Origin of the sequence: Psychrobacter sp. CMS30 (assembly GCF_904846565.1) — a bacterium.
Taxonomy (GTDB): Bacteria; Pseudomonadota; Gammaproteobacteria; order Pseudomonadales; family Moraxellaceae; genus Psychrobacter; species Psychrobacter maritimus.
Genome location: NZ_CAJHBF010000002.1, coordinates 137,032 through 159,709, shown reverse-complemented (window position 1 = coordinate 159,709; position 22,678 = coordinate 137,032). Strand labels below are relative to the sequence as shown.

Sequence of the window (22,678 nt, the reverse complement as noted above, 5' to 3'; positions counted from 1 at the left end):
ACTCATACTGTGCTAGCGGCAGCAACTGGTTTTTATTGCTCATACGTGTGGAGTAACGCTATGATTCAGGTTGAATCGATGCTGGAAGTTGCAGATAATAGCGGTGCAAGACGAGTTCAGTGCATTAAAGTACTGGGTGGCTCTCATCGTCGTTATGCATCAGTTGGCGACATTATTAAAGTAACGGTTAAAGAAGCCATTCCGCGTGGTCGTGTTAAAAAAGGCGACGTGATGAATGCTGTAGTTGTACGTACCAAAAAGGGCGTTCGTCGTCCTGATGGTTCTGTTCTGCGTTTTGACGACAATGCTGCGGTATTGTTGAACCAAAACAAAGCACCGATTGCAACTCGTATTTTTGGACCGGTAACTCGTGAACTACGTGGTGATCAGTTTATGAAAATTGTATCACTAGCACCAGAAGTATTGTGAGGTAATCCATGTCAAAATTACGTAAAGGCGATACAGTTATCGTGATTGCTGGGAAAGACAAAGGCAAGCAAGGTACTGTACAAGCTGTAAAAAATGATCGTATTAAAGTTGAAGGCATTAATATTGTCACTAAACATCAGAAGCCAAATCAGGCAACTGGCGTTGAAGGTGGCATTCTTAAGCAAGAAGCTTTTCTGCATATCTCAAATGTCGCAATATTAAATGCGCAAACCCAAAAAGCTGATCGTATTACTTATCAGTTCGGCGAAGACGGCAAGAAACAACGCGTCTATCGTTCGAACGGTGAAGTAGTGGCGACTGCGTAAGACACTAAGGGTGTAATGGTAATGGCAAGATTAAAATCTTTATATAACGAAGAATTAAAGCAGCAAATCAAAGAAGAACTTGGTTTGGCGAACGTGATGCAAGTGCCTAAAATCACTAAAATCACACTAAATATGGGTGTAGGCGGCGCGTCTCAAGACAAGAAATTGCTTGAAGGTGCAGTAGCTGATATGACCGCTATCGCTGGTCAAAAACCTGTAGTCACCAAAGCGCGTAAATCAGTTGCTGGCTTTAAAATTCGTGAAGAATGGCCAATTGGCTGTAAAGTAACGCTACGCGGTGAGCAAATGTACGAATTTTTAGATCGTCTCATTGCCATTGCAATTCCTCGTATTCGTGATTTCCGCGGTTTTTCACCTAAAGCCTTTGACGGACGTGGTAACTACTCATTGGGTATCAAAGAACAAATCGTATTCCCAGAAGTAGACTTTGACAAGATTGATCGTATCCGCGGTATGGATGTGACAATCACCACGTCAGCTGGTACTGATGAAGAAGGTCGAGCGTTGCTTAAAGCATTCGGCTTCCCATTTAAATAAGGTAAAGACGTTATGGCAAAGAAGAGCATGATTAACCGCGAATTAAAGCGCGAAAAAATGGTTGCTAAGTACGCTGACAAGCGTATCAAGCTAAAAGAAACTATCAGTGATATGACTGCAAGTGACGAAACTCGTATGGAAGCGATGTTAGAGCTACAAGCTCTACCACGTAACGCATCACCAGTACGTCTGCGCAATCGTTGTGCTATCACAGGTCGTCCTCACGGTTACTTCCGCAAGTTTGGCTTATCACGCAATATGCTGCGTGAGCGTGTCATGCAAGGCGATGTGCCTGGTGTTCGTAAAGCAAGCTGGTAAGGAGTAACTATATGAGTATGCAAGATACCGTTGGGGATATGCTAACCCGTATTCGTAACGCACAAATGGCCAATAAAGTATCGGTAGCAATGCCGAGCTCTAAACTACGTAAATCAATCGCTGACTTATTGGTTAGTGAAGGTTATGTAGCTAGCGCTGTTGTTACTGAAGAAGACAACAACAAAGCAACTTTATCTATCGAATTGAAATACTTCGAAGGTAAAGCTGTTATCGAAACGATTCAACGTTTTAGCCGTCCTGGTTTACGCCAGCATCGCGGTAAAGACGCTATCCCTACTGTTAAACAAGGTATGGGTGTTGCTATCGTATCAACTAGCCAAGGTATCATGAGCGATCGTGCTGCACGCGCTGCTGGTATCGGTGGTGAAGTCGTTGCATTCGTTGCCTAATTAGCAATTGTTGCTATGGGTAATGAGACGATAAAGTCTACTTGAACCCCTTTGAGCTGATGATAACTCTGTATAGAATTAACGAAGCTCAAAGAACGCTAAGCATTTGATATTGATAAAATTGAATGATGTTTATTGGGAACAATTATGCTAAACTAGCAGGCTTTTTAGCCTGTTAGTTTTTTCGCTAATATAAAGAAGTTAATTTTTTAAGGAATATTCCTATGTCTCGTGTGGCTAAAGCCCCAGTGACGCTGCCAAACGGCGTAAGCGTTACTTTGAACGATCGGCAGGTCGAAGTTAAAGGCAAGAACGGCAATTTGTCTTTACGCCTGCATGATTTGGTCGAGCTGAAACAGGAAGATGATGCAATCATTTTCTCACCTACAGTCGATTCAAAAGAAGCCATGATGCACACTGGCACCATGCGCGCGCTGCTTAACAACTATGTTACAGGCGTTAATGAAGGCTTCGAAAGACGTCTTCAACTAATTGGTGTTGGTTATCGTGCTCAAGCTACTGGTAATAAAGTAACGCTAAACGTTGGTTACTCACATCCAGTAGAATATACGTTACCTGAAGGTGTATCGGCTGAAACACCAACGCAAACTGAAATTGTTTTGAAATCAAACAATAAGCAGCAGCTTGGTCAAGCAGCGGCTAATATCCGCGCTTTCCGCCCACCAGAGCCTTACAAAGGTAAAGGTATTCGTTATAGTGACGAGCATGTGATTCGCAAAGAAGCCAAGAAAAAATAAGGTGAGTTGAAATGTTTGATAAAAAAGCAGCTCGTCTACGTCGAGCTAAGAAAACCCGCGCACATATCCGTTTCTTGGGCGTTCATCGTCTAACGGTTAACCGTACGCCGAAACACATTTATGCCCAGATTATCTCTCCGAACGGTGGTGAAGTGATTGCTCAGGCATCTACCTTAGACAGCAGTTTGCGTTCAGGCGCGACTGGTAACGCTGATGCAGCGACGTCTGTGGGCCAATTGATCGCAGAACGCGCAAAAGCAGCTGGTATCACTAAAGTTGCCTTTGACCGTAGTGGTTTTAAATATCATGGTCGAGTTAAAGCTTTAGCTGAAGCTGCTCGCGAAAACGGATTGGAGTTTTAATCATGGCTAGAAATGATAAAAATGATAAAAATGAACAGACTGACGGTCTAGTAGAACGCTTAGTTACCGTTGATCGCGTTGCAAAAGTTGTTAAAGGTGGTCGTATTTTCTCTTTCACCGCGCTAACTGTAGTTGGTGATGGCAATGGTCGTGTTGGTTTTGGTCGCGGTAAAGCACGTGAAGTGCCAGCTGCTATTCAAAAAGCACTAGAAGCCGCCAAACGTAATATGATTACTGTTGAGCTAAATGATGCAACTTTGTATCATCCAATCAAAGCACGTCATGGTGCTAGTAAAGTTTATATGCAACCTGCATCTGAAGGTACTGGCGTAATCGCTGGTGGCGCAATGCGTGCTGTATTAGAAGTTGCTGGTGTCAAAGATGTTTTGACTAAATGTTATGGTTCTACCAATACCGCTAACGTTGTTCGCGCAACGTTCAATGGTTTACGTGATATGTCAACTCCAGAAAAGATGGCAGCGAAACGTGGTAAATCTGTAGACGAAATCTTGGGTTAACTTAGACTAGGTGAGTTACGATGAAAAAAATGAAAGTCACTCAATTTAAATCGGGTGCCCATCGCCTCAAGAGCCACAAAGCGAGCTTGAAAGGATTGGGTTTACGCCGTATTGGTCATACTGTTGAAGTAGAAGATACTCCTTCAACACGTGGTATGGTCAATCGCGTCAACTACATGGTAAAAGTGGAGGAAGCGTAATGGGACTTAGATTAAATGAATTATCACCAGGTGTTGGCGCAAAGAAAACTGCCCAACGTCGTGGTCGCGGTATCGGTTCAGGTCTTGGTAAGACTGGTGGTCGTGGTGTAAAAGGTCAGAAATCTCGTTCAGGTTCTAGCATTCGCTCAGGATTTGAAGGTGGTCAAATGCCTTTATATCGCCGTCTACCAAAATTTGGTTTTACCAGTAAAATGGCCATGACGACTGCTGAAGTTCGTCTGTCTGAACTGAACAAAATCGAAGGCGATGTGGTTAGCATTGAAACATTAAAAGCTGCTAATCTTATCCGTCATGACATGAAGCGCGCTCGTATTATGTTGTCAGGCGAAGTTACTAAAGCTTATACCTTTAAAGGTATCAAAGTGACTAAAGGCGCCAAGCAAGCAATCGAAGCTGCTGGTGGTAGCATCGAGGAGTAGTAACGTGTCAAAACAATCAATGTCATCGGCTGGTATACCGCTCAATCCATTTGCATTTATACGTAAGTATGATGAATTATGGACGCGTTTATTATTCTTAATCGGCGCATTGATTGTTTATCGTTTAGGGTCACATATTCCAGTGCCGGGTATCAATCCGGTTAACTTGGCTGATCTGTTTTCGCGCAACGAAAATACCATTTTGAGTATGTTTAACATGTTCTCAGGTGGTGCACTAGAGCGTATGTCCATCATGGCGCTTGGCATCATGCCATATATTTCAGCATCGATTATTGTACAGATGATGTCTGCAGTATTGCCATCGCTTGAAGCCCTCAAAAAAGAAGGTGAAGCGGGACGACGTAAGCTAAACAAGTATACCCGTCAGGGCACACTTGCGTTAGCGCTAGTACAGTCATTAGGAATGTGTGCTGGCTTAATCAGTCAAAATCTTACCTTATCTTCTGGTCTGACCTTTTATATTCCAGCGGTTACCTCATTGGTAGCTGGTGCTATGTTCTTAATGTGGCTTGGTGAGCAGATTACAGAGCGCGGCGTAGGTAATGGTATCTCAATGCTCATTTTTGCGAGTATTGTGGCTGGTACGCCAGGTATGATTTCGCAGTCTATCGAACAGGTCAATCAAGGGCAGATGAACTTGATTGTACTCTTTATCTTTGTATTGCTAGGCATCGCGGTGACTGCCGGTATCGTTTATATTGAACGTGCTCAGCGCCGTGTACCAGTGAACTATGCACAGAAGCAACAACAAGGCCGCAAGATATATGCTCAGCAGCAGTCACACTTGCCGTTGAAGCTGAACATGGCAGGGGTTATCCCGGCCATTTTTGCCAGCTCGTTATTGTTGTTTCCTGCAAGTTTAGGGCAGTGGGTTGGTCAATCGGCTGATCCTACCTTGACGCAAAAGATATTACAGAATATGGCATTGGTGTTGTCTCCAGGGCAACCGCTATATTTGGTTCTGTTTGGCGCAATGATTATTTTCTTCTGTTACTTCTATACGGCATTGGTATTTAGTCCGCGTGAAGTTGCTGAGAACCTTAAACGTAGTGGTGCGTATATCCCAGGTATTCGCCCCGGACAACAAACTCAGCGTTACCTCGATCATGTATTAAACCGACTGACCTTTATTGGCGCGATGTATATGACGGTTATTTGTTTAATGCCAATGGTCGTCCAGTCATCGTTTGGTGTACCGTTCCAACTTGGTGGTACGTCGTTACTGATTATGGTGGTTGTGGTGATGGACTTCATCTCGCAAATCCAAGCGCATTTGATGACCCATCAATATCATGATCAGACGTTAATTCAATCGCCCACTCAACCTTAAATGAGCGGTACGATATCTCAAAGGAGTATGCTATGAAAGTTCAAGCATCAGTTAAGAAGATTTGTGGTAGCTGTAAAGTTGTGCGCCGTAAAGGCCGTGTACATATTATTTGTACCGCAGAACCTCGCCACAAGCAACGTCAAGGTTAATATTTAGTACTCTAAAGTGTTAAGCTTTAGTTACTAATTAAATTAATACTTGAAAAATAACGGCGGATGCGATATCATCCGCCACTTGCCGTAGTTTATGCAAAATCTTTTATAACATGGTCAATGAATGGGCTTGGTTACCAAGTCAAAACAGCGATAATAATTATAAAAGCTTTAGTATTGACAGCAACAAATCTGAAAAATAACGCCTTATCTATAGATAAAGCTTATTTTTCTTTAATGGAGAGAAATCAATGGCTCGTATTGCCGGCGTAAACATTCCGGATAATAAGCATGCTGTTATTTCACTAACTTACATATTTGGTGTAGGTCGTACCACTGCTCAGAAAATCTTAGAAGCAGTTGGCATTGCCCCTACTACTAAAGTTAGTCAGTTAGATGATACACAGTTAGATGCTATCCGTGCACAAGTTGCAAATTACATGACTGAAGGTGATCTTCGTCGTGAAGTGTCAATGAATATCAAGCGTTTGGTTGATCTTGGTTGTTACCGTGGCATCCGCCATCGCCGTAACCTACCAGTTAGAGGTCAGAACACCAAGAACAACGCTCGTACTCGTAAGGGTCCGACACGCCCTCTCAAAAGATAATTAACTTAGGAAGCTAAAAGATGGCAAAAGACACTCGCAGTCGCAAAAAGGTGGCTCGTCGTTCAGTATCGGAGGGCATTGCCCATATCCATGCGTCTTTTAATAACACCATTGTTACGATTACCGATCGTCAGGGTAATGCATTGGCTTGGGCCACTTCAGGTGGACAAGGCTTCCGTGGTTCACGTAAATCTACACCATTTGCAGCTCAGGTTGCAGCTGAAGTCGCTGGTAAAGCGGCTCAAGAATATGGTGTTAAGAATATCGACGTTTTGGTCAAAGGACCAGGACCGGGTCGTGAGTCTGCGGTAAGAGCACTAGGTGCATTGGGTTATAAAGTCAACAGCATCTCTGATGTAACCCCAATCCCACACAATGGTTGCCGTGCGCCGAAAAAGCGCCGCGTCTAATATTAAAGACGAAGCTTTTTATCATAAGAGCTTATAGGAGACATAACAATGGCCCGTTATATTGGACCAAAACTCAAATTATCACGTCGTGAAGGTACAGACTTAGGCCTTAAGTCTGGTGTTAAACCATACGACGTAAAAACGAAAAAATCGGCTCGTCCACCTGGTCAACATGGTGTTAGCCGTAATAAAAGTTCAGAATACTCTCTACAGTTACGTGAAAAACAAAAAGTTAAGCGTATCTATGGTGTATTAGAGCGTCAGTTTGCAAACTACTACAAAGAAGCTGCTCGTAAGCGTGGTGCTACTGGTGAAAACTTGTTAGCAATGCTTGAGAGCCGTCTTGATAACGTAGTATATCGCATGGGCTTCGGCTCAACTCGCGCTGAAGCACGTCAGCTAGTTAGCCATCGCACTGTGATGGTAAAAAAAGCTGGCCGTGATGAGTTTGTTCGTGTGAACATTCCATCAATTCAGTTGCAAGATGGTGATGTCATCGCTATCCAAGAGAAGTCTCGCGAACAACTACGTATTAAAAACGCTATCGAACTAGCGACACAACGTGGTATTCCAGAATGGCTAGATGTTGACCACAGCAAACTACAAGGCACGTTTAAGAAAGCGCCTGATCGTATTGATCTACCTGCTGAAATCAACGAAAGCTTGATCGTTGAGCTATACTCTAAGTAAGTAACGTGATGCTCGATGTTATGAAAATAGCATTGAGCAATTGACGTTAATTAAACCAGTTTAATAAATCGAGGTGACATCATGATGCTAAGTGCAACTGAGTTTCTAACGCCGAATGCCATTAACGTGGATACGGTTAATGAAACGATTGCGAAAGTCACGCTCGAACCGTTAGAACGCGGCTTTGGGCATACCTTAGGTAATGCCTTACGTCGCATCTTGTTATCTTCATTACCTGGTGCTGCAGTCATTGAAGCTGAGATTGATGGTGTTGACCATGAATACTCAACGCTTGAAGGACTACAAGAAGACGTGCTTGACTTGCTTTTGAACTTAAAAGGCTTGGCAATTACCCTTCATGACCAAAATGAAGTATTTTTGACCTTGGATAAACAAGGTCCAGGCACTATTACTGCTGCAGACATCACCTTGCCGCATAATGTTGACATTATCAATCCAGAATTGGTATTAGGCACATTAAGCGATCGTGGTCATCTTAAGATGCGTTTGCGCGTAGTAATGGGTCGTGGATATGAGCCAGCAAACCAGCGCCGTGAAGATGGTGACACTAAAGCGATTGGACGCTTAAAGCTTGATGCAAGTTTTAGTCCAGTACTTCGTGTTGCTTATCAGGTTGAGAACGCACGTGTAGAACAACGTACCGATCTTGATCGTCTTATCATTGAGCTTGAAACTAATGGCACTATAGATCCAGAAGAAGCAATTCGTAAAGCAGCCACTATTTTACAACAACAGATTTCTATCTTTGTTGACCTAGAAGCTGAAGAAGCGCCTGAGCCTGTGAAAGAAAAAGAAGAGGTTGATCCGGTGCTATTACGCCCTGTGGACGATCTCGAACTAACGGTTCGCTCAGCCAACTGCTTGAAAGCTGAAAACATTTACTATATCGGTGATTTGGTACAGCGTTCAGAGACTGAACTACTAAAAACCCCAAATCTTGGTAAGAAATCATTAACGGAAATCAAGGACGTATTAGCGTCTAAAGATTTGGAGCTTGGTATGCGCCTAGATAACTGGCCGCCAGCTGACCTTCGTGTTGATGATCGCTTTTCTTATCGTAGCCGTTAAACTTTAAGGATTTTTGACTATGCGCCATCGTAAGAGTGGAGTCAAGCTGGGTCGTACCGGCAGTCATCGTAAGGCAATGTTTCAGAACATGACCAACTCATTATTTGAGCATGAACTGATCAAAACAACTTTACCAAAAGCAAAAGAGTTACGTCGCGTTGCTGAGCCATTAATCACTATGGCTAAAGAAGACAACGTTGCTAACCGTCGTTTGGCATTCAGCCGTATGCGTAGCAAAGCTATGGTAGGCAAACTATTTGGTACTCTTGGTCCTCGTTACCAAGCTCGTCCAGGTGGCTATTTGCGTATCGTAAAATGCGGTTACCGTGATGGTGACAATGCGCCAATGGCTTATGTAGAACTGGTTGATCGTGACTAATTTTACACGCTAATTGTAAGATAAAAAAAGCTCCAATTAATTGGAGCTTTTTTTTATGCGTTTTTTATTGATAAAAGTTTTTATTTATAACAATAGCGAGCTGACATCAGCCGCACCTTGTCTAATAACCTCGGGCTGGCCACTGGTCATATCAACAATAGTAGTTAGCTTAGTGGTTTTAATACCAGCATTTATCAAACCATCTATTTGATTACCCAGTAAGTCTTCGATCTCAAAGGGATCGTCCAATATATCATCGCGATTGGGTAGTATTAAGGAGCTGGTCAGAATAGGTTCGTCCATGGCTTCTAACAGCGCCTGCGCAATAGGGTTGCTCGGCACTCGAATGCCGATGGTTTTTTTCTTAGGATGCGCCAATTTCTTAGGCACATCTTTGGTAGCGTTTAAGATAAATGTAATCGGTGCTGGTGTATGGGCTTTTAGCTGTTTAAATTGCACATTGTCTACGCTTGCATAATTGGCAATTTCACTCAAGTCACGACATAGCAGCGTAAATTGATGCTTATCATCAAGCGCGCGTATTTGCTTGAGTTTTTCTAGCGCATCTTTGGCACCTAGCCGGCAACCAAAGGCATAACTGGTATCGGTAGGGTAGATAAGCAGCTGATCACTGCGTAATAAATCCGCCGCTTGTTCAATAAGTCGCGGCTGTGGATTCTCTGGATGAATGTAGAATACTTGCATAATCGTTCCTTATTTTATAATTATAGATTATTTGATATGGGATTTTTAATATAAAAGATTTAATCCATCATGATTGAATCGAACAATTTTAATATCAGACTTTTTTCTGACTAACTATGCTAATAAATTATTAATTATAGAAAAAATTAAAACTACCTATCCAGTATAGCGCAAAGCAAATATAAGTTTATTGGCACGGCGTTACTATGAGTAGGGAAACGTTAACGCTATAAAATGGATTATTTTTGATAAGTAGCAAATATGAGGTGAGCAGTATTGTGCAACTAAGCAGCAGTACAGATAGTCAATAATGCCTGCAATAACGTTTTGGCATCACGCGGTAGCGTATGAGGCTCAGCAATATAAGCTTTGGCTTGTTGATAGACATCATAAGCAAAGGTGCTAGTGCTGGTATCAAAGTCTGCAAATAGATTGTCCTGTGAGACTTGAAAATTACGCCCGCAAGCCAAGCTAAACAAACACTCCAGTGCCTGTGGTTTAATCTCTACACGCTCAAATGCCTGCTGCTGCGCTGCCGTGCGTCCATCAGGCGCATACCAGTAGCCAAAGTCGCTCAAGCTTCTACGCTCGCTACCAGTGAGGCTCCAGTGACTACATTCATGCAATGCACTTTGAAAGAAACCATGGGCAAATTCAATACGTGCTGGCTGATTGTCTTTGGCAGGAAAATACTCTGGTTCGCCCGCGCCGCGTACTAAGATAACATGCTGCTCCGCAAACAAGGTATTGAATAAACTTATCAGCCAATCAGTCGCTGCTTCTTCATTTTTATCATTAGAGATATTTGCACTTTGTGCATCTATGATTGGCTTGTCAGGAAAGGGTTTTGTATGTTGAGCATAGATAATCTGCTGCCATTGCTCCGCCAGTGATTTTAGCTGCGGTTTTATTTGAATATTATCATTGGGTTTTTGATTGTCCAATGCCCGAAGACGTTTTAGTAAACGTTTGGCGTCAGGCGCAGAAAGTAAGTGAGAAAAATCAGGATCAACCACAGGCGATATCATATTAAAATAGTAACCAAGTAAGAGGTTTATGGCGCTTTATACAGGCACAATAGAGTCACGCCGATAAAACAAAGCAAGGGGCAAACCTTTTGCGAAAATTAGTGTACAACAATTAGCATCAAAACCAGTGCTATAACTATTACTAAAGTTAGTGCCAAAAAATCTTAACATACTAGCGCTAGCGCTAATCAGCGCTTTCCGTTAGTATGGCAGGCAATATTATACACCGTTTTTGATGAATGAGGCCGCGCATGTCAAGCACCCCAACAAACAAGCCCTCAGCGCTTCAGGCTGTTAAAGCATCAGCCCCTACGTCAGCGAATCTGCCAGAACATATCTCCTTAAGTAAATGGGAAGACAGTGGTTTTGAATGGGTAGGGCAAGTCGCACCGCGCTCTTTTGATCGTCTTAATGCCTTACTGACGACTGAGCATCTGCAGTCAGAGCTTGAGATTAAAGCCAATCTTTATCGCCGTAATAATGTTCTGCATCTCTCTTTTACCTTAACCGGTGAGATATGGTTAACTTGCCAGCGTTGTTTGCAACCGATTGCGATTGATTTGACCGATGATTATGATATCGCATTGCTCGATAATGAAAGCCAAGTACGCTTGGTCGGTGAAGAGCAGGATTATTTATTGCTTGATGAAATTATCACTGAGCCGGCTCCTGAGCGTTTATTACCGCTTAAAAAACTGGTCGAAGATGAGATTTTATTGAAAACACCGATGGCACCAAAGCATGATGATTGCGAGATGAGTGTTGAGCAGTTTGGTGAGATACCAGAAGAAGAAGAAAATGAAAATCCTTTTGCGGCGCTAGCTTCGTTAAAAGGTAAGTTGTAGTCGTATAGTTTGCAGTATGGGCAAAATTAATGGCGGCTTTATACCTTTTATCAGCTTTCTGCAGAAGAGTGGAAAGCAGGGCTTTATTAATTCGCGAAACATGCGTATAATGTCCCGTTTATTGCATTCTAGCAACCTGCCGCTGGCAGAGAGAAGCTGACCTTGCAAACGAACTATAGATTTTAGACGTAGTCAGCACTTTAATACGTGTGGCAATCTATTTAACTAATGATGCGTAAGACTTAGGTTGTTGTGATTATATAGCCTCTGTCAGTATCGATTAAAGCTGAATTTCAAGCTTATCCCTTTTAAGTATAGGAGCTATATCATGGCTGTTCAAAAAAGTCGTAAAAGTCGTTCTCGTCGTGACATGCGCCGTTCACATCATCGTATGGAAATCGCTGAGTTAAGCATCGACGCCACCACTGGTGAAAAACATCGCCGTCATCACATGACTAAAGATGGTTTCTATCGTGGTCGCCAGTTGTTTAAAGTTAGTCAAGACGCTTAAGTTATTTGCTAATTGATGGTTGATGCAAAATGATGATAGTTCCGATAACTATCTATGATTTTACACAGTTATTATTGGGCAAGCAGTTTAAGCAAACGAAAGCCAAGTTATTTCGCTATCATATATTATGTAGCTAGATAACTTGGCTTTTTGTTATTCGTTTTTTAACAGTAATTCATTTTAAGTAGTAAATATTATAAATAAACCGTTTTACGCCATTGGCTTGTTGGCAGCTATGCTAATGGCCTGCGTCAGTGTATAGTTTAACCACCGTTAGCTGTCTTAAAGGAATAATGATAGCCATCACTTTATATCATAAATCTTCTAATTATTTTCTAACTCTATAATGCACCCCATTAATTTAGGGGTATTTCCAATTAAATAAGGAATATTGGTTATGGCCTCTGTACCCGATATGATAAAGAAACAACCCACTCGCATCGCAGTCATGTTCCCAGGACAAGGCTCGCAAGTCGTCGGAATGCTGAGTGAGCTTGCTGAAACCTATCCTGAGATTCGTGATACCTTTGCTGAGGCGAGTACGGCGCTTGGTGAAGATTTATGGGAAATTTGTCAGGACGAAGACAAGCTTAATCAAACCCAATACACACAGCCCGCTTTATTGACCGCTAGTATCGCTGTTTGGCGCATTTTACAACAAAAAATAAAAGACAAGCCTTGTTACCTAGCAGGTCATTCTTTAGGGGAATATAGCGCCCTGTGTGCGGCTGGTGTGATAACGCTTGCTGATGCCGTCAAGCTGGTACATAAGCGTGGCCAATTGATGCAAGAGGCGGTGGTTGGTATTGATACCGCAATGGCAGCCGTACTAGGTCTAGAAGACCACCGGGTTGAGAACTTGTGTGAACAAGCTACCGAGCATGTTGATGATGCCATTGTCGGGGCAGCAAACTTTAACAGTCCCGGACAAGTGGTGGTTTCAGGTAATGCCGCAGGCGTCAACGCCGTCATTGATAAAGTTCAAAATACTGGCAAAAAAGCCATTCCATTAAAGGTCAGTGTGCCATCGCATTGTGCCCTTATGGAACCTGCAAGCAGTGCCTTGGCAGAAGAGCTAGCGGCTATTCAGTTTGATCAAGCGACTATTCCTGTGATTCAAAACCGTCATGCACGGGTCGAAACCAGTGCCACGGGCATCAAGCAGGCATTGACCGAGCAGTTAAGTGAACCTGTCCTATGGTCAAAAACCATGCAAGAGCTGTCGGATAAACAAATTAATATTTTAATCGAGTGTGGCAGTGGTAATGTCCTGAGCAATTTGGCCAAGCGTCAAGCGCATCCTGTTGCGAGCTATCCTACCGACAAGCCCGCCCGTCTAGATAAGTTAATGGAGGTATTATCATGAGCCGTACGATTACATTAGTGACCGGTGCTAGCCGCGGTATTGGCAAAGCCGTTGCCAAACGTTTTGCCAAAGAAGGCCATTTTGTCATTGGCACCGCGACCACAGAAAAAGGCGCGGCGCTTATTGATGATTATTTACACGATAGCGGCGGTATTGGTCGAGTATTAGACGTACGTGATACCGCACAGATTGATAAGCTGTTTGAAGAGATTGAAAGCGTCTATGGCGCGGTACAAGTATTGGTCAATAACGCCGGTATTACCCAAGATGGCTTATTGATGCGCATGAAAGATGAAGATTGGGACAATGTGCTTGATACCAATTTAACCTCAGTTTATCGTATGAGCAAACGTGCGGTACGCGGTATGATGAAAGCGCGCCGTGGTCGTATCATCAATATCACCTCTGTCGTCGCCCAAATGGGCAATGCGGGCCAATCTAACTATGCTGCGACCAAAGCTGGTGTAGAAGGTTTTAGCCGTACGCTGGCGCGCGAGATTGGCTCAAGACAAGTGACCATTAACTGTGTCGCTCCGGGTTTGATTGAAACAGACATGACCGATGAGCTTGATGAGCGTTTACTCAATTCAATGCTCGATGCGGTGCCGATTAGCCGCCTTGGTCAGCCAGAAGATATCGCCGCAGCGGTCTCATTCTTAGCAAGTGATGAAGCCAGTTATATCACCGGTGCGATTATTCCAGTTAATGGTGGCATGTATATGTAGCATTAGAATTTATTATTCTAATGAAGCGTTACATACTTATAATAAAAAACTGTGTGAACGAGTGTAAACTATAATAAAGGGTGCTATAATGACGGATACTTTTTTGTCAAAGCCCTGTATGATAGCAAGGCTTTACCAGACATTAGTCAAAACGTATAATTGGTTATAGTGCACTCAGACAGCCATATTAATCTGAACATCCCATTTTATATATAATGCTATAGTGCCCAATACGGGACTATAGCAATTTGTCAAAATAATAGATCAAAAAGGAGAAATCTACATGAGTAATGATACCGAGCTAAGAGTTAAAGCGGCAGTAGCAGAACAATTGGGTATGAATGTTGAAGACATCAACAACGATGCATCATTTATGGAAGACTTAGGCGCTGATTCATTAGACCTAGTTGAATTGGTTATGTCATTTGAAAGCGATTTTGGCATCACTATTCCTGATGAAGATTCAGCAGAACTAACCACAGTTCAAAAAGCAATTGATTACGTGCAAGCGCAGCTATAATTAGCGATTAGCTTAAACCGTTTGATATGACCGTTTATCTTGATAGATAAGCGGTTTTTTTTGCTTATTTTTTCTTGCCTACTTTTTATAGGTATCGTCTATCTATTTATTATTGTCTTTCTTAATTTGGCGTAATAGCTTTTATACATTACTCGTTACCATTAACGATTACATTAACATAAGCTACGCCAAATCAACATTACTCAACATACTATTACTATTCATCGCTGATACCTTTGCTTATACTCATAATGGTAAGCAAAAAAGGATGGTAACCGCTAGGCGTTATCATCGTAAAAATAACCATGCATAATAATTAATAGTATTTTAAGGAGCAGTTATATGGGTATGTTCAGTTTTGCAAAAGATATCGGTGATAAAATCTTTAACCGTGATGATGCCAAGCATGACGCTAAAGCAGAAACCAAAGCGGATGCCAACACCCCAGTACAAAGCAGTGAGCCATCAGCTCAGTCTGTTGCCAATATTTTACTGCGTCGTATTCAGCAACAAAACCTGAATATCAGCGATTTAAAAATCAAATACAACGGCTCAACCGATACTGCTGAAATCAGTGGTAAAGCGAAAACACAGGCAGACCGTGAAAAAGCCATTATTGCTATCGGTAACGTGCAAAACGTTGCTAAAGTCATCGATAATATCGATATCGAAGAAGATGCACCTGAATCTACTATGTATACGGTAAAATCTGGTGATAGCTTATCTAAAATTGCAAAAGACGTTTATGGTTCAGCGAACGATTATATGAAAATTTTCGAAGCCAATAAGCCGATGCTTTCTGAGCCAGATAAGATTTATCCTGGTCAAGTATTACGTATCCCTAAGCCATAAGATGATTTTGAATATTAAAAGATAGACTTTTAAACATAAATATTTAAAGTTACACGCTAATAAAAATGCCTCTTACTAAAATAAGAGGCATTTTTTTTTGGTATATTTGCTATAGAAGTTATGGCTTAGAACTTTCTGATTTTTCCTGCTGCTCTTTGATAGCCCAAGTAATATGCTCATCTAGCATGGCATTATGGATGCCCAGTTTTTGCTGAAGTTGAAAAGTTATTTCTACGCTACCATTCGCATTGCCAAGAGCAATGGCAATATTACGTAAAAAATTCACGTAACCCGTGCGTCTCAGTGGGCTACCTTCGGTCTTCTTCATAAACTCTGCTTCCTGCCATTGCCATAGCTCAAGCAAACTGCTGCTATCAAGATTGTGCCTCGGAGCAAAGTCCTCTACCGATGTCAGGTTGGCGTAGCGATTCCATGGGCAAATAAGCTGACAGTCATCACAGCCAAAGATACGATTACCAATGGCGCGGCGATATTTGGTGTCTATAATGCCATCGTGCTCAATGGTGAGATAAGAGATACAGGCAGAAGCATTAAGCTCGTAGGGTGCGATAATCGCTTGGGTAGGGCAGATGTCGATACAAGCGCTGCAGCTGCCACAATGCTCTTTGACTGGCTCATCATCGGGCAGCTCGAGGCTCATAAACAGCTCGCCTAATACAAAAAATGAGCCAGCTTGCTTGTTGATGAGTAGGGTATGTTTGCCCGTCCAACCAAGACCCGCTGCGTCGGCAATAGGACGCTCAAAGATAGGAGCAGAATCACTAAAAGGTCTAAAAATAAAATCTTGCTCTGAGCCGATATTAAGATGCTGCCATTCAGGAAGCATGGCTTCGATTTTTAATGCCAATTGCTTAAGGCGACTACGCATTGTCTTATGATAATCGCGACCTCGAGCATAACGGGCGATGATACCTTGATTGGGATAAGTATTATCAGTGACCGCTCGCGGTGTGGGAGTTTGGGTTAAATAATCCATGCGTACGCTGATGATGGTTTTCGCGCCTTCTACCAGCTGTTCGGGATGGGCACGCAAATGATGGTTATTATGCATAAACTGCAACTGCCCCTCATAACCTTTAGCTAGCCATTGCTGTAGTCGCTCAGTCTGCTGAACAAATAAAGGATGATGCACCGATAAAAAACCACAGTCAGCAAAGCCTAGAGCTTGGGCTTGGGCTTTAATCCATTGCTTTACCTCAGCTGGCGTTGCAAAGGTCGCTGCGTTACTAACATCAATTTTTGTTTGTCGTACATGATTGGGCGTAGTCGTCTGCGCTGCTAACGCCTGTGTGTCTGGCTGTATTGACTGAGACTGAGTAGGTTGGGATTTGCTATTCATAGTGAGCTATAAATGATAATGTGAATAGCTGTATGATAAGCCAGTGAGCTAAGAGCGCAAGTAGCAAAATAAATAAATCTGGATTTATACTGATATCTAATCGAACCTAACATTTGAATAAGCTCATAGGGATGATACGTCGTCCTATTATTAAAATAATAAAGCTATTAAATAGAAATAAGCGAGAATCAGCCATGCCAGTACCAGTCAATTTATTAGTAAATAGCACTATGCCTATTGCGTTATATAACAGTGAACAACTCTATGCTATGGAGCAGGCATGGTTTGCCGACGGTCATGATGGTTTTGGACTGATGAAACAAGCGGCATGGCAAATGGCACAGTATATTGCAGCGCTGTATGAGCAAAAATCCATCAATATTTATGAATCAGATAATATTAATTTTTACAATCGTCCTGCTTATTCGCATCGAGTCAGCATTTGGGTAGGCAAGGGGAATAACGGTGGCGACGGTTGGATGATTGCTTATTATTTGCAGCAAATGGGCTGGCAAGTAGAGGTCATAGCCGTTGGTTTTGATAGTCATGAGTTTGAGATAGCTAATACAACGCAATATCTTAATAAGGAAAGTGCGCTATCGGATGCAGAAAAGGCGCTACAGATAGCGTTGTCTACTAACTGTTCTTATCAGTGCTTTGCAGACAGTAATTATAATGACAGTAACAATAACAATAAGAAAGTAAATAAGCAGTGGCAAGCGGATGTTTATATCGATGCGCTATTCGGTATTGGTTTAGATCGTGCGCCTACAGGTATTTATAAGCAGGCAATTTGCGCTTTTAATGCTGCTATTCAGGATGATAGTGCTTTGGCGATTGCGGTTGATATTCCCAGCGGATTGGTTGCTTCTACGGGTCAAGTATTCGACCAAATAGCGGTGCAAGCTGATGCGACGCTATGCTTAATTGCGCGTAAATTTGGTTTGCATACTAAAGATGGTATGGATTATAGCGGAGAAGTGATGGATATACCGCTGATACCGTATCAAATGGGTAGTGAGGGATCTAAGCCAGTTGCCAAATTAATGACGACTGCGCATGCTTTAAATCCTCGTCGGCAAAACAGTTATAAAGGTAGCTATGGACATGTATTAATCATTGGTGGTAATCGTATTGATGGCTCCCAAGGGATGGGCGGCGCCGCTATCCTTTCGGCCTCGAGTGCGATGGCAACAGGGGCTGGTAAAATTACTGTCGCCTGTCACGAGGCATTTCATGGGGCGCTATTAACCTCACTGCCAGATGCAATGACGATGAATTTACATGATACCGATGGGGTAAAGAACCTTATCAAGGAAGCCAGTGTGGTTGCTATCGGTATGGGACTGGGCCGTGATCAAAAAGCAAAAGCAGTGTTTATCACTTATATTGAAGCTGCGATAAGAGAAGGTAAGCCGATAATCATTGATGCTGATGGTCTTTATCATTTGGCAGCATTACATCTCGATGAGCATCAATTAATCACACAGCTAAAAGAGCATAGCGCTAAGCATCAGGTTTGTTTCACCCCGCATAGTGGTGAAGCGGCTAAGTTATTAAATAAAAAGATTAGTGAGGTAGAAGCTGATAGGTTAGCAGCGATAAAGCAGTGTGCCGAAACGTATGGAGGAGATTGGGTGTTAAAAGGCGCCGGGTCGTTAATTTTGGAACAAGGTAAAGCGGAACATCATGTTTATGTTTGCGGCGTCGGTAATGCTGGCATGGCAAGCGCTGGCATGGGCGATGTGCTATCAGGTGTGATTGCAGGTCTACTAGCTCAAGAAGATTTAAACGAAGCAGCGAGTAGTTTGCACCAAGCGGTGCTTCTTCATGGATTGGCAGGAGACTGCTTAGTCAAACAAATGGGGAAATTAAACAGTATGACCAATAATGATAGGTCATTATTGGTCGGTCAACGAGGCTTACAAGCGCAAGATATGCCCGCTGCTATTCGTCATGTTATGCAATTGCTGACTGAATAATTAATAACTCAGTCATTATTGATAAGCGTTAAATAGAGCGTCATTAAAATTCTTGAAAAAATAATTAAAACTAGGTTTTAGCACCATTACAATATTGATTGATCGCTTGCTGTACACGCTCACGCTTTAGCTCAATTTCACGGCCATCTAAATATTGACGCTTACCATTGGCATCCATCTCATAAATACGTCCGCCAACATTGAGGTTGGTCAAATTGTTACGTAATGACTGGCAACGCTGGGCATTGGCCTGCGCCTCTTGCTCTTTGATACGCGCCTCTAACTGCGCAACCCGCTGTTCTTCTGCGCTTTGCGGTGCCGCTTGGTTGGCTTCAGTTTTACCGGCTAATTGCCCAGCGTTACTTTGTCTACCATCACTACGAAATTCAATAACTTCGATATTTCTACCATCTTGCGGAGCATGTTGGCTATATTTCACCTCACCATGCGCGCCGATAGACTTATAAACCTGAATGGCATGACTGGCATTGATTGGTAGCATGAGCATACACGCCGTGCTGATACTCATAAGCAGTTTGGCAGCGGTATTTATCGTAGACGCATATGCCATGGTAACAATCCTCTTAATAGGTAAAAAACGGATATATTTATCAGTTAAGGATAATATTTAAACGTCTTAATAACAATATAAATACATTAGCGTTTGATTCTAGCAAATAATACTTATAAATGTACATTATTTAATAACTAATAGTTAGGGTTAGGGTTTAGAAGTTTTTCTTGACAATGGTGCCCAAACCACCGAATATAATAGCAGTTGATTGGTCAGTGAGCGGCTTTTATGATATTGCCGTGGCACTTGAAAATAAGGACTAGCGGTTGCTTATCAGTAGCTCGCTTAGCTGTATTTTCTTTGTGACAAGAATATAAAATAGATGGTCATTATCGCAATGGTTATCAGATGCTATATTTATTGTCTCCGGACTTATCCGTCTACAATGACTAAGATAAACTTATTATTAGTGTGTTTGCTAAGATTTGGCTGTGGTAAAAATAGGGCATAATGTGTGGTTATAACAATTACTCATCAAACAGGTTATATGATTTAGCGATCCTATAACGTGTCACCATTTTGAGATTTGTTTTTTCATGCGCTATCGATTTATTTATTACTAGCGTAAGCTCGTATTCATCACAAATAATAAGCTTCTTTTATAGATGCATTCGCATCTTGTCACTTGTCTATCGATAAACTCCTGTCACAATACTGACCTTACATATATTGCTGTGTTTGAGTGGCTTGCTGTCTTATAAAACAGCGTTACTTAGATATGGTGGGCACACATTCTTGATATGGACAAGGATTCGTATTTATTTTAAGAGCCAGACAACCTTATGTAAATATCGTGGTTTTCTCTTATAAATGAACGCTAATACTTGCCACAAAAAAAGGTGATGACAGTGACGCAAACCACGCAAAGTCCAAATATGACTGGACATACCCAAACGGGTAATGCCGCCAAAAATTTTGAAGAGAAGCAACAACGCCTTGCTGAAGGTAGCGATCAGCCTGTGATGCTATCTGGCGCTGAGATGTTGGTACAATCACTCACCGATGAAGGGGTCAAATATATTTTTGGCTACCCAGGCGGTGCTGTTCTGCATATTTATGACGCCTTGTTTCAACAAGAGAATATCGAGCATATTTTAGTACGTCATGAGCAAGCAGCCGGTCATATGGCAGATGCTTATTCGCGAGTAACAGGGCAGACAGGAGTAGTCTTAGCGACTTCAGGTCCGGGCGCTACCAACACGGTGACGGCTATTGCCACCGCCTTTATGGATTCTGTGCCGATGGTGGTCATCGCAGGTCAGGTACCTAGTAGCCTAATCGGTGAAGATGCCTTCCAAGAAACCGATATGGTTGGTGTATCGCGTCCTATCGTGAAGCATAGCTTTCAAGTGCGCCATGCTAGCGAAATCCCTATGATTGTCAAAAAAGCCTTTTATATTGCCCAGTCTGGTCGCCCCGGTCCTGTGGTCATCGATGTGCCAAAAGACATGACCGCGCCTAGCGAGAAATTTGCTTATGAATATCCGAAAGAGGTATTTATACGCTCATATCAGCCGTCATTAAAAGGTCATAGTGGTCAGATTAAAAAAGCGGTTGAAACGCTGCTTGCTGCTAAGCGCCCGATCATTTACTCTGGTGGCGGGGTAGTTTTAGGTAATGCACATAAAGAGCTGACTCATCTTGCGCATCGCTTGAATTTACCAGTAACCAATACCCTAATGGGCTTGGGTGCCTTTCCTGGCTCTGATAGTCAGTTCTTAGGAATGCTTGGTATGCATGGCACGTACGAAGCCAATATGACCATGCATCATGCTGACGTCATTTTGGCAATTGGGGCGCGTTTTGATGATCGCGTAACCAATAATGTCAAAAAATTCTGTCCGAATGCGACGATTATTCATATTGATATTGATCCTACGTCTATTTCAAAAACGATTAATGCGCATATTCCGATCGTGGGCGATGTCAAATCTGTCCTTACCGATATCATAGAGATTGTCGGTGATGATAAAGAGCTAGAGCAACATGCACTGTTAGATTGGTGGTCACAAATTAACGAGTGGCGTAAGCGTCATGGCCTGCGTTATGACACCAGTACTGACAATGGCATTAAGCCACAAGCGGTCGTGCAAGCTTTAGATAAAGTGACTAATAGTAACGCGATTATCACCAGTGACGTCGGTCAGCATCAGATGTTTGCGGCGCTTTACTATACCTACAATGAGCCGCGTCAATGGCTAAACTCAGGTGGTCTTGGTACCATGGGCGTTGGCCTGCCATACGCAATGGCGGCGAAGCTTGCTAACCCTGAGCGCGACGTGGTTTGTATTACCGGTGAAGGCTCTATTCAGATGAATATCCAAGAGCTCTCAACCTGCCTACAGTATAATTTGCCAGTTAAAATCTTAAACCTAAATAACGCCCAGTTAGGTATGGTAAAACAGTGGCAAGACATGCTGTATGAAGGTCGTCACGCACAGTCTTATATGAATTCATTACCGGATTTTGTCAAATTGGCCGAAAGCTATGGTCACGTCGGTATTAAAATTACTGATCCTGCGACTATGGAAGCACAGTTGGCGGAAGCCATGGCCATGACAGATAAATTGGTATTTATCGACGTTTATGTCGATCGTAACGAGCATGTATATCCGATGCAAATCGCTGGGCAAGCGATGCGTGATATGTGGTTAACAAAAGGGGAGCGTACCTAATGCAACAACAACATCTGATTTCGGTATTGATGGAAAACGAAGCGGGTTCGTTGTCGCGAGTGGTTGGTTTGTTCTCTCAACGTGGCTACAACATCGAAACTTTGAACGTTGCGCCAACAGACGATCCGAGTATTTCTCGCTTAACGTTAACAACGATTACCTCACCTGAAAAAATTGAACAAATCACCAAGCAATTGCATAAATTGATTGAAGTGGTTAAAGTGCTTAATCTATCAGATAATGTACACGTTGAACGCGAGCTTATGCTAATCAAAGTACGAGCGACAGGCGGTGTACGTGAAGAGATTAAACGCAGTGCCGATATTTTCCGCGCACAAATCGTTGATGTAAATTCAAACCTTTATACCATTCAAATCGTCGGTGATAAAGCCAAGCTTGACGGCTTTATCGATGTGATTGGCCGCGAACGTATCATGGAAGTCGTGCGTTCGGGTGTGATTGGTATTGCACGCGGCGAAAAACGCTAAGCTTATAATCAGCGTTTATTGCAAAATATACGGTTTTAAGCTTGGTATT

30 protein-coding genes are annotated in these 22,678 nt (G+C 42.5%); 26 read left to right on the top strand and 4 right to left on the bottom strand.

Going from position 1 to position 22,678, the window contains the following annotated elements:
- Window positions 1-60 precede the first annotated feature (60 nt).
- From rplN to rplQ, 17 genes are all read left to right on the top strand, one after another.
- Window positions 61-429 carry a 50S ribosomal protein L14 gene (rplN, locus tag JMX94_RS01730; RefSeq protein WP_010196702.1) on the top strand — a complete coding sequence of 123 codons (369 nt, stop codon included), beginning with the start codon at window positions 61-63 and terminating at the stop codon, window positions 427-429.
- Window positions 430-437: 8 nt separating this feature from the next.
- On the top strand, window positions 438-755 hold the full coding sequence (gene rplX / locus JMX94_RS01725) for a 50S ribosomal protein L24 (protein WP_011279796.1): 318 nt from the start codon (window positions 438-440) through the stop codon (window positions 753-755).
- Between the two features lie 21 nt (window positions 756-776).
- Window positions 777-1,313: a 50S ribosomal protein L5 gene (gene rplE / locus JMX94_RS01720; RefSeq protein WP_102077550.1), complete on the top strand. Its 537-nt coding sequence runs from the start codon at window positions 777-779 to the stop codon at window positions 1,311-1,313.
- Between the two features lie 12 nt (window positions 1,314-1,325).
- Window positions 1,326-1,631 (top strand): 30S ribosomal protein S14, encoded by a 306-nt coding sequence (gene rpsN, locus JMX94_RS01715; protein ID WP_011279798.1) that lies wholly within the window; start codon window positions 1,326-1,328, stop codon window positions 1,629-1,631.
- Between the two features lie 11 nt (window positions 1,632-1,642).
- A complete protein-coding gene (gene rpsH, locus JMX94_RS01710) occupies window positions 1,643-2,041 on the top strand; it encodes a 30S ribosomal protein S8 (RefSeq protein ID WP_201562649.1) in 399 nt (132 codons plus the stop codon).
- A gap of 224 nt (window positions 2,042-2,265) precedes the next feature.
- Window positions 2,266-2,799 (top strand): 50S ribosomal protein L6, encoded by a 534-nt coding sequence (gene rplF, locus JMX94_RS01705; protein ID WP_183621140.1) that lies wholly within the window; start codon window positions 2,266-2,268, stop codon window positions 2,797-2,799.
- A gap of 11 nt (window positions 2,800-2,810) precedes the next feature.
- Window positions 2,811-3,161: a 50S ribosomal protein L18 gene (gene rplR / locus JMX94_RS01700; RefSeq protein ID WP_149490924.1), complete on the top strand. Its 351-nt coding sequence runs from the start codon at window positions 2,811-2,813 to the stop codon at window positions 3,159-3,161.
- 2 nt (window positions 3,162-3,163) lie between these two features.
- Window positions 3,164-3,679, top strand: coding sequence for a 30S ribosomal protein S5 (gene rpsE / locus JMX94_RS01695; protein WP_010196711.1), 516 nt, complete (start codon window positions 3,164-3,166; stop codon window positions 3,677-3,679).
- A 20-nt stretch (window positions 3,680-3,699) separates the two neighbouring features.
- Entirely contained in the window at window positions 3,700-3,879 is a 180-nt protein-coding gene (rpmD, locus tag JMX94_RS01690) for a 50S ribosomal protein L30 (protein ID WP_068408453.1), read from the top strand.
- Complete coding sequence (gene rplO / locus JMX94_RS01685; protein WP_068034621.1) at window positions 3,879-4,319, top strand: 50S ribosomal protein L15; 441 nt, start codon at window positions 3,879-3,881, stop codon at window positions 4,317-4,319. The genes rpmD and rplO overlap by 1 nt, the downstream gene beginning before the upstream one ends.
- Window positions 4,320-4,338: 19 nt before the next feature.
- Window positions 4,339-5,670: a preprotein translocase subunit SecY gene (gene secY, locus JMX94_RS01680; RefSeq protein ID WP_183621185.1), complete on the top strand. Its 1,332-nt coding sequence runs from the start codon at window positions 4,339-4,341 to the stop codon at window positions 5,668-5,670.
- Window positions 5,671-5,702: 32 nt separating this feature from the next.
- On the top strand, window positions 5,703-5,819 hold the full coding sequence (gene rpmJ, locus JMX94_RS01675; RefSeq protein WP_010196721.1) for a 50S ribosomal protein L36: 117 nt from the start codon (window positions 5,703-5,705) through the stop codon (window positions 5,817-5,819).
- Between the two features lie 254 nt (window positions 5,820-6,073).
- On the top strand, window positions 6,074-6,430 hold the full coding sequence (gene rpsM, locus JMX94_RS01670; protein WP_021813384.1) for a 30S ribosomal protein S13: 357 nt from the start codon (window positions 6,074-6,076) through the stop codon (window positions 6,428-6,430).
- Window positions 6,431-6,450: 20 nt separating this feature from the next.
- A complete protein-coding gene (gene rpsK, locus JMX94_RS01665) occupies window positions 6,451-6,840 on the top strand; it encodes a 30S ribosomal protein S11 (protein WP_010196728.1) in 390 nt (129 codons plus the stop codon).
- 48 nt (window positions 6,841-6,888) lie between these two features.
- Complete coding sequence (gene rpsD / locus JMX94_RS01660; protein ID WP_011279807.1) at window positions 6,889-7,530, top strand: 30S ribosomal protein S4; 642 nt, start codon at window positions 6,889-6,891, stop codon at window positions 7,528-7,530.
- A gap of 81 nt (window positions 7,531-7,611) precedes the next feature.
- Complete coding sequence (locus tag JMX94_RS01655; protein ID WP_068408445.1) at window positions 7,612-8,619, top strand: DNA-directed RNA polymerase subunit alpha; 1,008 nt, start codon at window positions 7,612-7,614, stop codon at window positions 8,617-8,619.
- A 19-nt stretch (window positions 8,620-8,638) separates the two neighbouring features.
- Window positions 8,639-8,998, top strand: a complete 360-nt coding sequence (rplQ, locus tag JMX94_RS01650) for a 50S ribosomal protein L17 (RefSeq protein WP_183621142.1) — start codon at window positions 8,639-8,641, stop codon at window positions 8,996-8,998.
- Window positions 8,999-9,082: 84 nt separating this feature from the next.
- Here rplQ and JMX94_RS01645 read toward each other — a convergent pair whose 3' ends face one another.
- Both JMX94_RS01645 and JMX94_RS01640 read right to left on the bottom strand, forming a co-directional pair.
- Window positions 9,083-9,703, bottom strand: a complete 621-nt coding sequence (locus JMX94_RS01645) for an L-threonylcarbamoyladenylate synthase (RefSeq protein WP_201562647.1) — start codon at window positions 9,701-9,703, stop codon at window positions 9,083-9,085.
- A gap of 284 nt (window positions 9,704-9,987) precedes the next feature.
- Window positions 9,988-10,731, bottom strand: a complete 744-nt coding sequence (locus JMX94_RS01640) for an elongation factor P hydroxylase (protein ID WP_201562646.1) — start codon at window positions 10,729-10,731, stop codon at window positions 9,988-9,990.
- Between the two features lie 251 nt (window positions 10,732-10,982).
- Here JMX94_RS01640 and JMX94_RS01635 point away from each other — a divergent pair, with 251 nt between their 5' ends.
- From JMX94_RS01635 to lysM, 6 genes are all read left to right on the top strand, one after another.
- A complete protein-coding gene (locus JMX94_RS01635) occupies window positions 10,983-11,576 on the top strand; it encodes a DUF177 domain-containing protein (RefSeq protein ID WP_201562644.1) in 594 nt (197 codons plus the stop codon).
- Between the two features lie 328 nt (window positions 11,577-11,904).
- Window positions 11,905-12,087, top strand: coding sequence for a 50S ribosomal protein L32 (rpmF, locus tag JMX94_RS01630; protein WP_079691010.1), 183 nt, complete (start codon window positions 11,905-11,907; stop codon window positions 12,085-12,087).
- A gap of 397 nt (window positions 12,088-12,484) precedes the next feature.
- Complete coding sequence (gene fabD / locus JMX94_RS01625; protein WP_201562642.1) at window positions 12,485-13,453, top strand: ACP S-malonyltransferase; 969 nt, start codon at window positions 12,485-12,487, stop codon at window positions 13,451-13,453.
- Entirely contained in the window at window positions 13,444-14,178 is a 735-nt protein-coding gene (gene fabG / locus JMX94_RS01620; protein ID WP_265088596.1) for a 3-oxoacyl-ACP reductase FabG, read from the top strand. The genes fabD and fabG overlap by 10 nt, the downstream gene beginning before the upstream one ends.
- Window positions 14,179-14,461: 283 nt before the next feature.
- Window positions 14,462-14,698 (top strand): acyl carrier protein, encoded by a 237-nt coding sequence (gene acpP / locus JMX94_RS01615; protein WP_025652201.1) that lies wholly within the window; start codon window positions 14,462-14,464, stop codon window positions 14,696-14,698.
- Between the two features lie 342 nt (window positions 14,699-15,040).
- On the top strand, window positions 15,041-15,550 hold the full coding sequence (gene lysM, locus JMX94_RS01610) for a peptidoglycan-binding protein LysM (RefSeq protein ID WP_201562638.1): 510 nt from the start codon (window positions 15,041-15,043) through the stop codon (window positions 15,548-15,550).
- Between the two features lie 118 nt (window positions 15,551-15,668).
- Here lysM and queG read toward each other — a convergent pair whose 3' ends face one another.
- A complete protein-coding gene (gene queG, locus JMX94_RS01605; RefSeq protein WP_201562636.1) occupies window positions 15,669-16,910 on the bottom strand; it encodes a tRNA epoxyqueuosine(34) reductase QueG in 1,242 nt (413 codons plus the stop codon).
- 194 nt (window positions 16,911-17,104) lie between these two features.
- On the opposite strand from queG, the gene JMX94_RS01600 reads away from it, so the two are divergent.
- Entirely contained in the window at window positions 17,105-18,892 is a 1,788-nt protein-coding gene (locus JMX94_RS01600; protein ID WP_201562634.1) for an NAD(P)H-hydrate dehydratase, read from the top strand.
- A 70-nt stretch (window positions 18,893-18,962) separates the two neighbouring features.
- On the opposite strand, the gene JMX94_RS01595 is transcribed toward JMX94_RS01600, so the two are convergent.
- Window positions 18,963-19,463: a DUF4124 domain-containing protein gene (locus JMX94_RS01595; protein WP_201562632.1), complete on the bottom strand. Its 501-nt coding sequence runs from the start codon at window positions 19,461-19,463 to the stop codon at window positions 18,963-18,965.
- Between the two features lie 845 nt (window positions 19,464-20,308).
- Between JMX94_RS01595 and JMX94_RS01590 the strand changes: the two genes are divergently transcribed.
- Together JMX94_RS01590 and ilvN are read left to right on the top strand one after the other, a co-directional pair.
- Window positions 20,309-22,141 (top strand): acetolactate synthase 3 large subunit, encoded by a 1,833-nt coding sequence (locus JMX94_RS01590; protein WP_201562782.1) that lies wholly within the window; start codon window positions 20,309-20,311, stop codon window positions 22,139-22,141.
- Window positions 22,141-22,629, top strand: a complete 489-nt coding sequence (gene ilvN, locus JMX94_RS01585; protein WP_201562630.1) for an acetolactate synthase small subunit — start codon at window positions 22,141-22,143, stop codon at window positions 22,627-22,629. The genes JMX94_RS01590 and ilvN overlap by 1 nt, the downstream gene beginning before the upstream one ends.
- Window positions 22,630-22,678 lie beyond the last annotated feature (49 nt).

What these genes read in the sequence shown, in the direction of transcription:
- rplN (WP_010196702.1), top strand. Translation starts at nt 61, where the DNA reads ATGATTCAGGTTGAATCGATGCTGGAAGTTGCAGATAATAGCGGTGCA.
- rplX (WP_011279796.1), top strand. Translation starts at nt 438, where the DNA reads ATGTCAAAATTACGTAAAGGCGATACAGTTATCGTGATTGCTGGGAAA.
- rplE (WP_102077550.1), top strand. Translation starts at nt 777, where the DNA reads ATGGCAAGATTAAAATCTTTATATAACGAAGAATTAAAGCAGCAAATC.
- rpsN (WP_011279798.1), top strand. Translation starts at nt 1,326, where the DNA reads ATGGCAAAGAAGAGCATGATTAACCGCGAATTAAAGCGCGAAAAAATG.
- rpsH (WP_201562649.1), top strand. Translation starts at nt 1,643, where the DNA reads ATGAGTATGCAAGATACCGTTGGGGATATGCTAACCCGTATTCGTAAC.
- rplF (WP_183621140.1), top strand. Translation starts at nt 2,266, where the DNA reads ATGTCTCGTGTGGCTAAAGCCCCAGTGACGCTGCCAAACGGCGTAAGC.
- rplR (WP_149490924.1), top strand. Translation starts at nt 2,811, where the DNA reads ATGTTTGATAAAAAAGCAGCTCGTCTACGTCGAGCTAAGAAAACCCGC.
- rpsE (WP_010196711.1), top strand. Translation starts at nt 3,164, where the DNA reads ATGGCTAGAAATGATAAAAATGATAAAAATGAACAGACTGACGGTCTA.
- rpmD (WP_068408453.1), top strand. Translation starts at nt 3,700, where the DNA reads ATGAAAAAAATGAAAGTCACTCAATTTAAATCGGGTGCCCATCGCCTC.
- rplO (WP_068034621.1), top strand. Translation starts at nt 3,879, where the DNA reads ATGGGACTTAGATTAAATGAATTATCACCAGGTGTTGGCGCAAAGAAA.
- secY (WP_183621185.1), top strand. Translation starts at nt 4,339, where the DNA reads ATGTCATCGGCTGGTATACCGCTCAATCCATTTGCATTTATACGTAAG.
- rpmJ (WP_010196721.1), top strand. Translation starts at nt 5,703, where the DNA reads ATGAAAGTTCAAGCATCAGTTAAGAAGATTTGTGGTAGCTGTAAAGTT.
- rpsM (WP_021813384.1), top strand. Translation starts at nt 6,074, where the DNA reads ATGGCTCGTATTGCCGGCGTAAACATTCCGGATAATAAGCATGCTGTT.
- rpsK (WP_010196728.1), top strand. Translation starts at nt 6,451, where the DNA reads ATGGCAAAAGACACTCGCAGTCGCAAAAAGGTGGCTCGTCGTTCAGTA.
- rpsD (WP_011279807.1), top strand. Translation starts at nt 6,889, where the DNA reads ATGGCCCGTTATATTGGACCAAAACTCAAATTATCACGTCGTGAAGGT.
- JMX94_RS01655 (WP_068408445.1), top strand. Translation starts at nt 7,612, where the DNA reads ATGATGCTAAGTGCAACTGAGTTTCTAACGCCGAATGCCATTAACGTG.
- rplQ (WP_183621142.1), top strand. Translation starts at nt 8,639, where the DNA reads ATGCGCCATCGTAAGAGTGGAGTCAAGCTGGGTCGTACCGGCAGTCAT.
- JMX94_RS01645 (WP_201562647.1), bottom strand. Translation starts at nt 9,703, where the DNA reads ATGCAAGTATTCTACATTCATCCAGAGAATCCACAGCCGCGACTTATT.
- JMX94_RS01640 (WP_201562646.1), bottom strand. Translation starts at nt 10,731, where the DNA reads ATGATATCGCCTGTGGTTGATCCTGATTTTTCTCACTTACTTTCTGCG.
- JMX94_RS01635 (WP_201562644.1), top strand. Translation starts at nt 10,983, where the DNA reads ATGTCAAGCACCCCAACAAACAAGCCCTCAGCGCTTCAGGCTGTTAAA.
- rpmF (WP_079691010.1), top strand. Translation starts at nt 11,905, where the DNA reads ATGGCTGTTCAAAAAAGTCGTAAAAGTCGTTCTCGTCGTGACATGCGC.
- fabD (WP_201562642.1), top strand. Translation starts at nt 12,485, where the DNA reads ATGGCCTCTGTACCCGATATGATAAAGAAACAACCCACTCGCATCGCA.
- acpP (WP_025652201.1), top strand. Translation starts at nt 14,462, where the DNA reads ATGAGTAATGATACCGAGCTAAGAGTTAAAGCGGCAGTAGCAGAACAA.
- lysM (WP_201562638.1), top strand. Translation starts at nt 15,041, where the DNA reads ATGGGTATGTTCAGTTTTGCAAAAGATATCGGTGATAAAATCTTTAAC.
- queG (WP_201562636.1), bottom strand. Translation starts at nt 16,910, where the DNA reads ATGAATAGCAAATCCCAACCTACTCAGTCTCAGTCAATACAGCCAGAC.
- JMX94_RS01600 (WP_201562634.1), top strand. Translation starts at nt 17,105, where the DNA reads ATGCCAGTACCAGTCAATTTATTAGTAAATAGCACTATGCCTATTGCG.
- JMX94_RS01595 (WP_201562632.1), bottom strand. Translation starts at nt 19,463, where the DNA reads ATGGCATATGCGTCTACGATAAATACCGCTGCCAAACTGCTTATGAGT.
- JMX94_RS01590 (WP_201562782.1), top strand. Translation starts at nt 20,309, where the DNA reads ATGACAGTGACGCAAACCACGCAAAGTCCAAATATGACTGGACATACC.
- ilvN (WP_201562630.1), top strand. Translation starts at nt 22,141, where the DNA reads ATGCAACAACAACATCTGATTTCGGTATTGATGGAAAACGAAGCGGGT.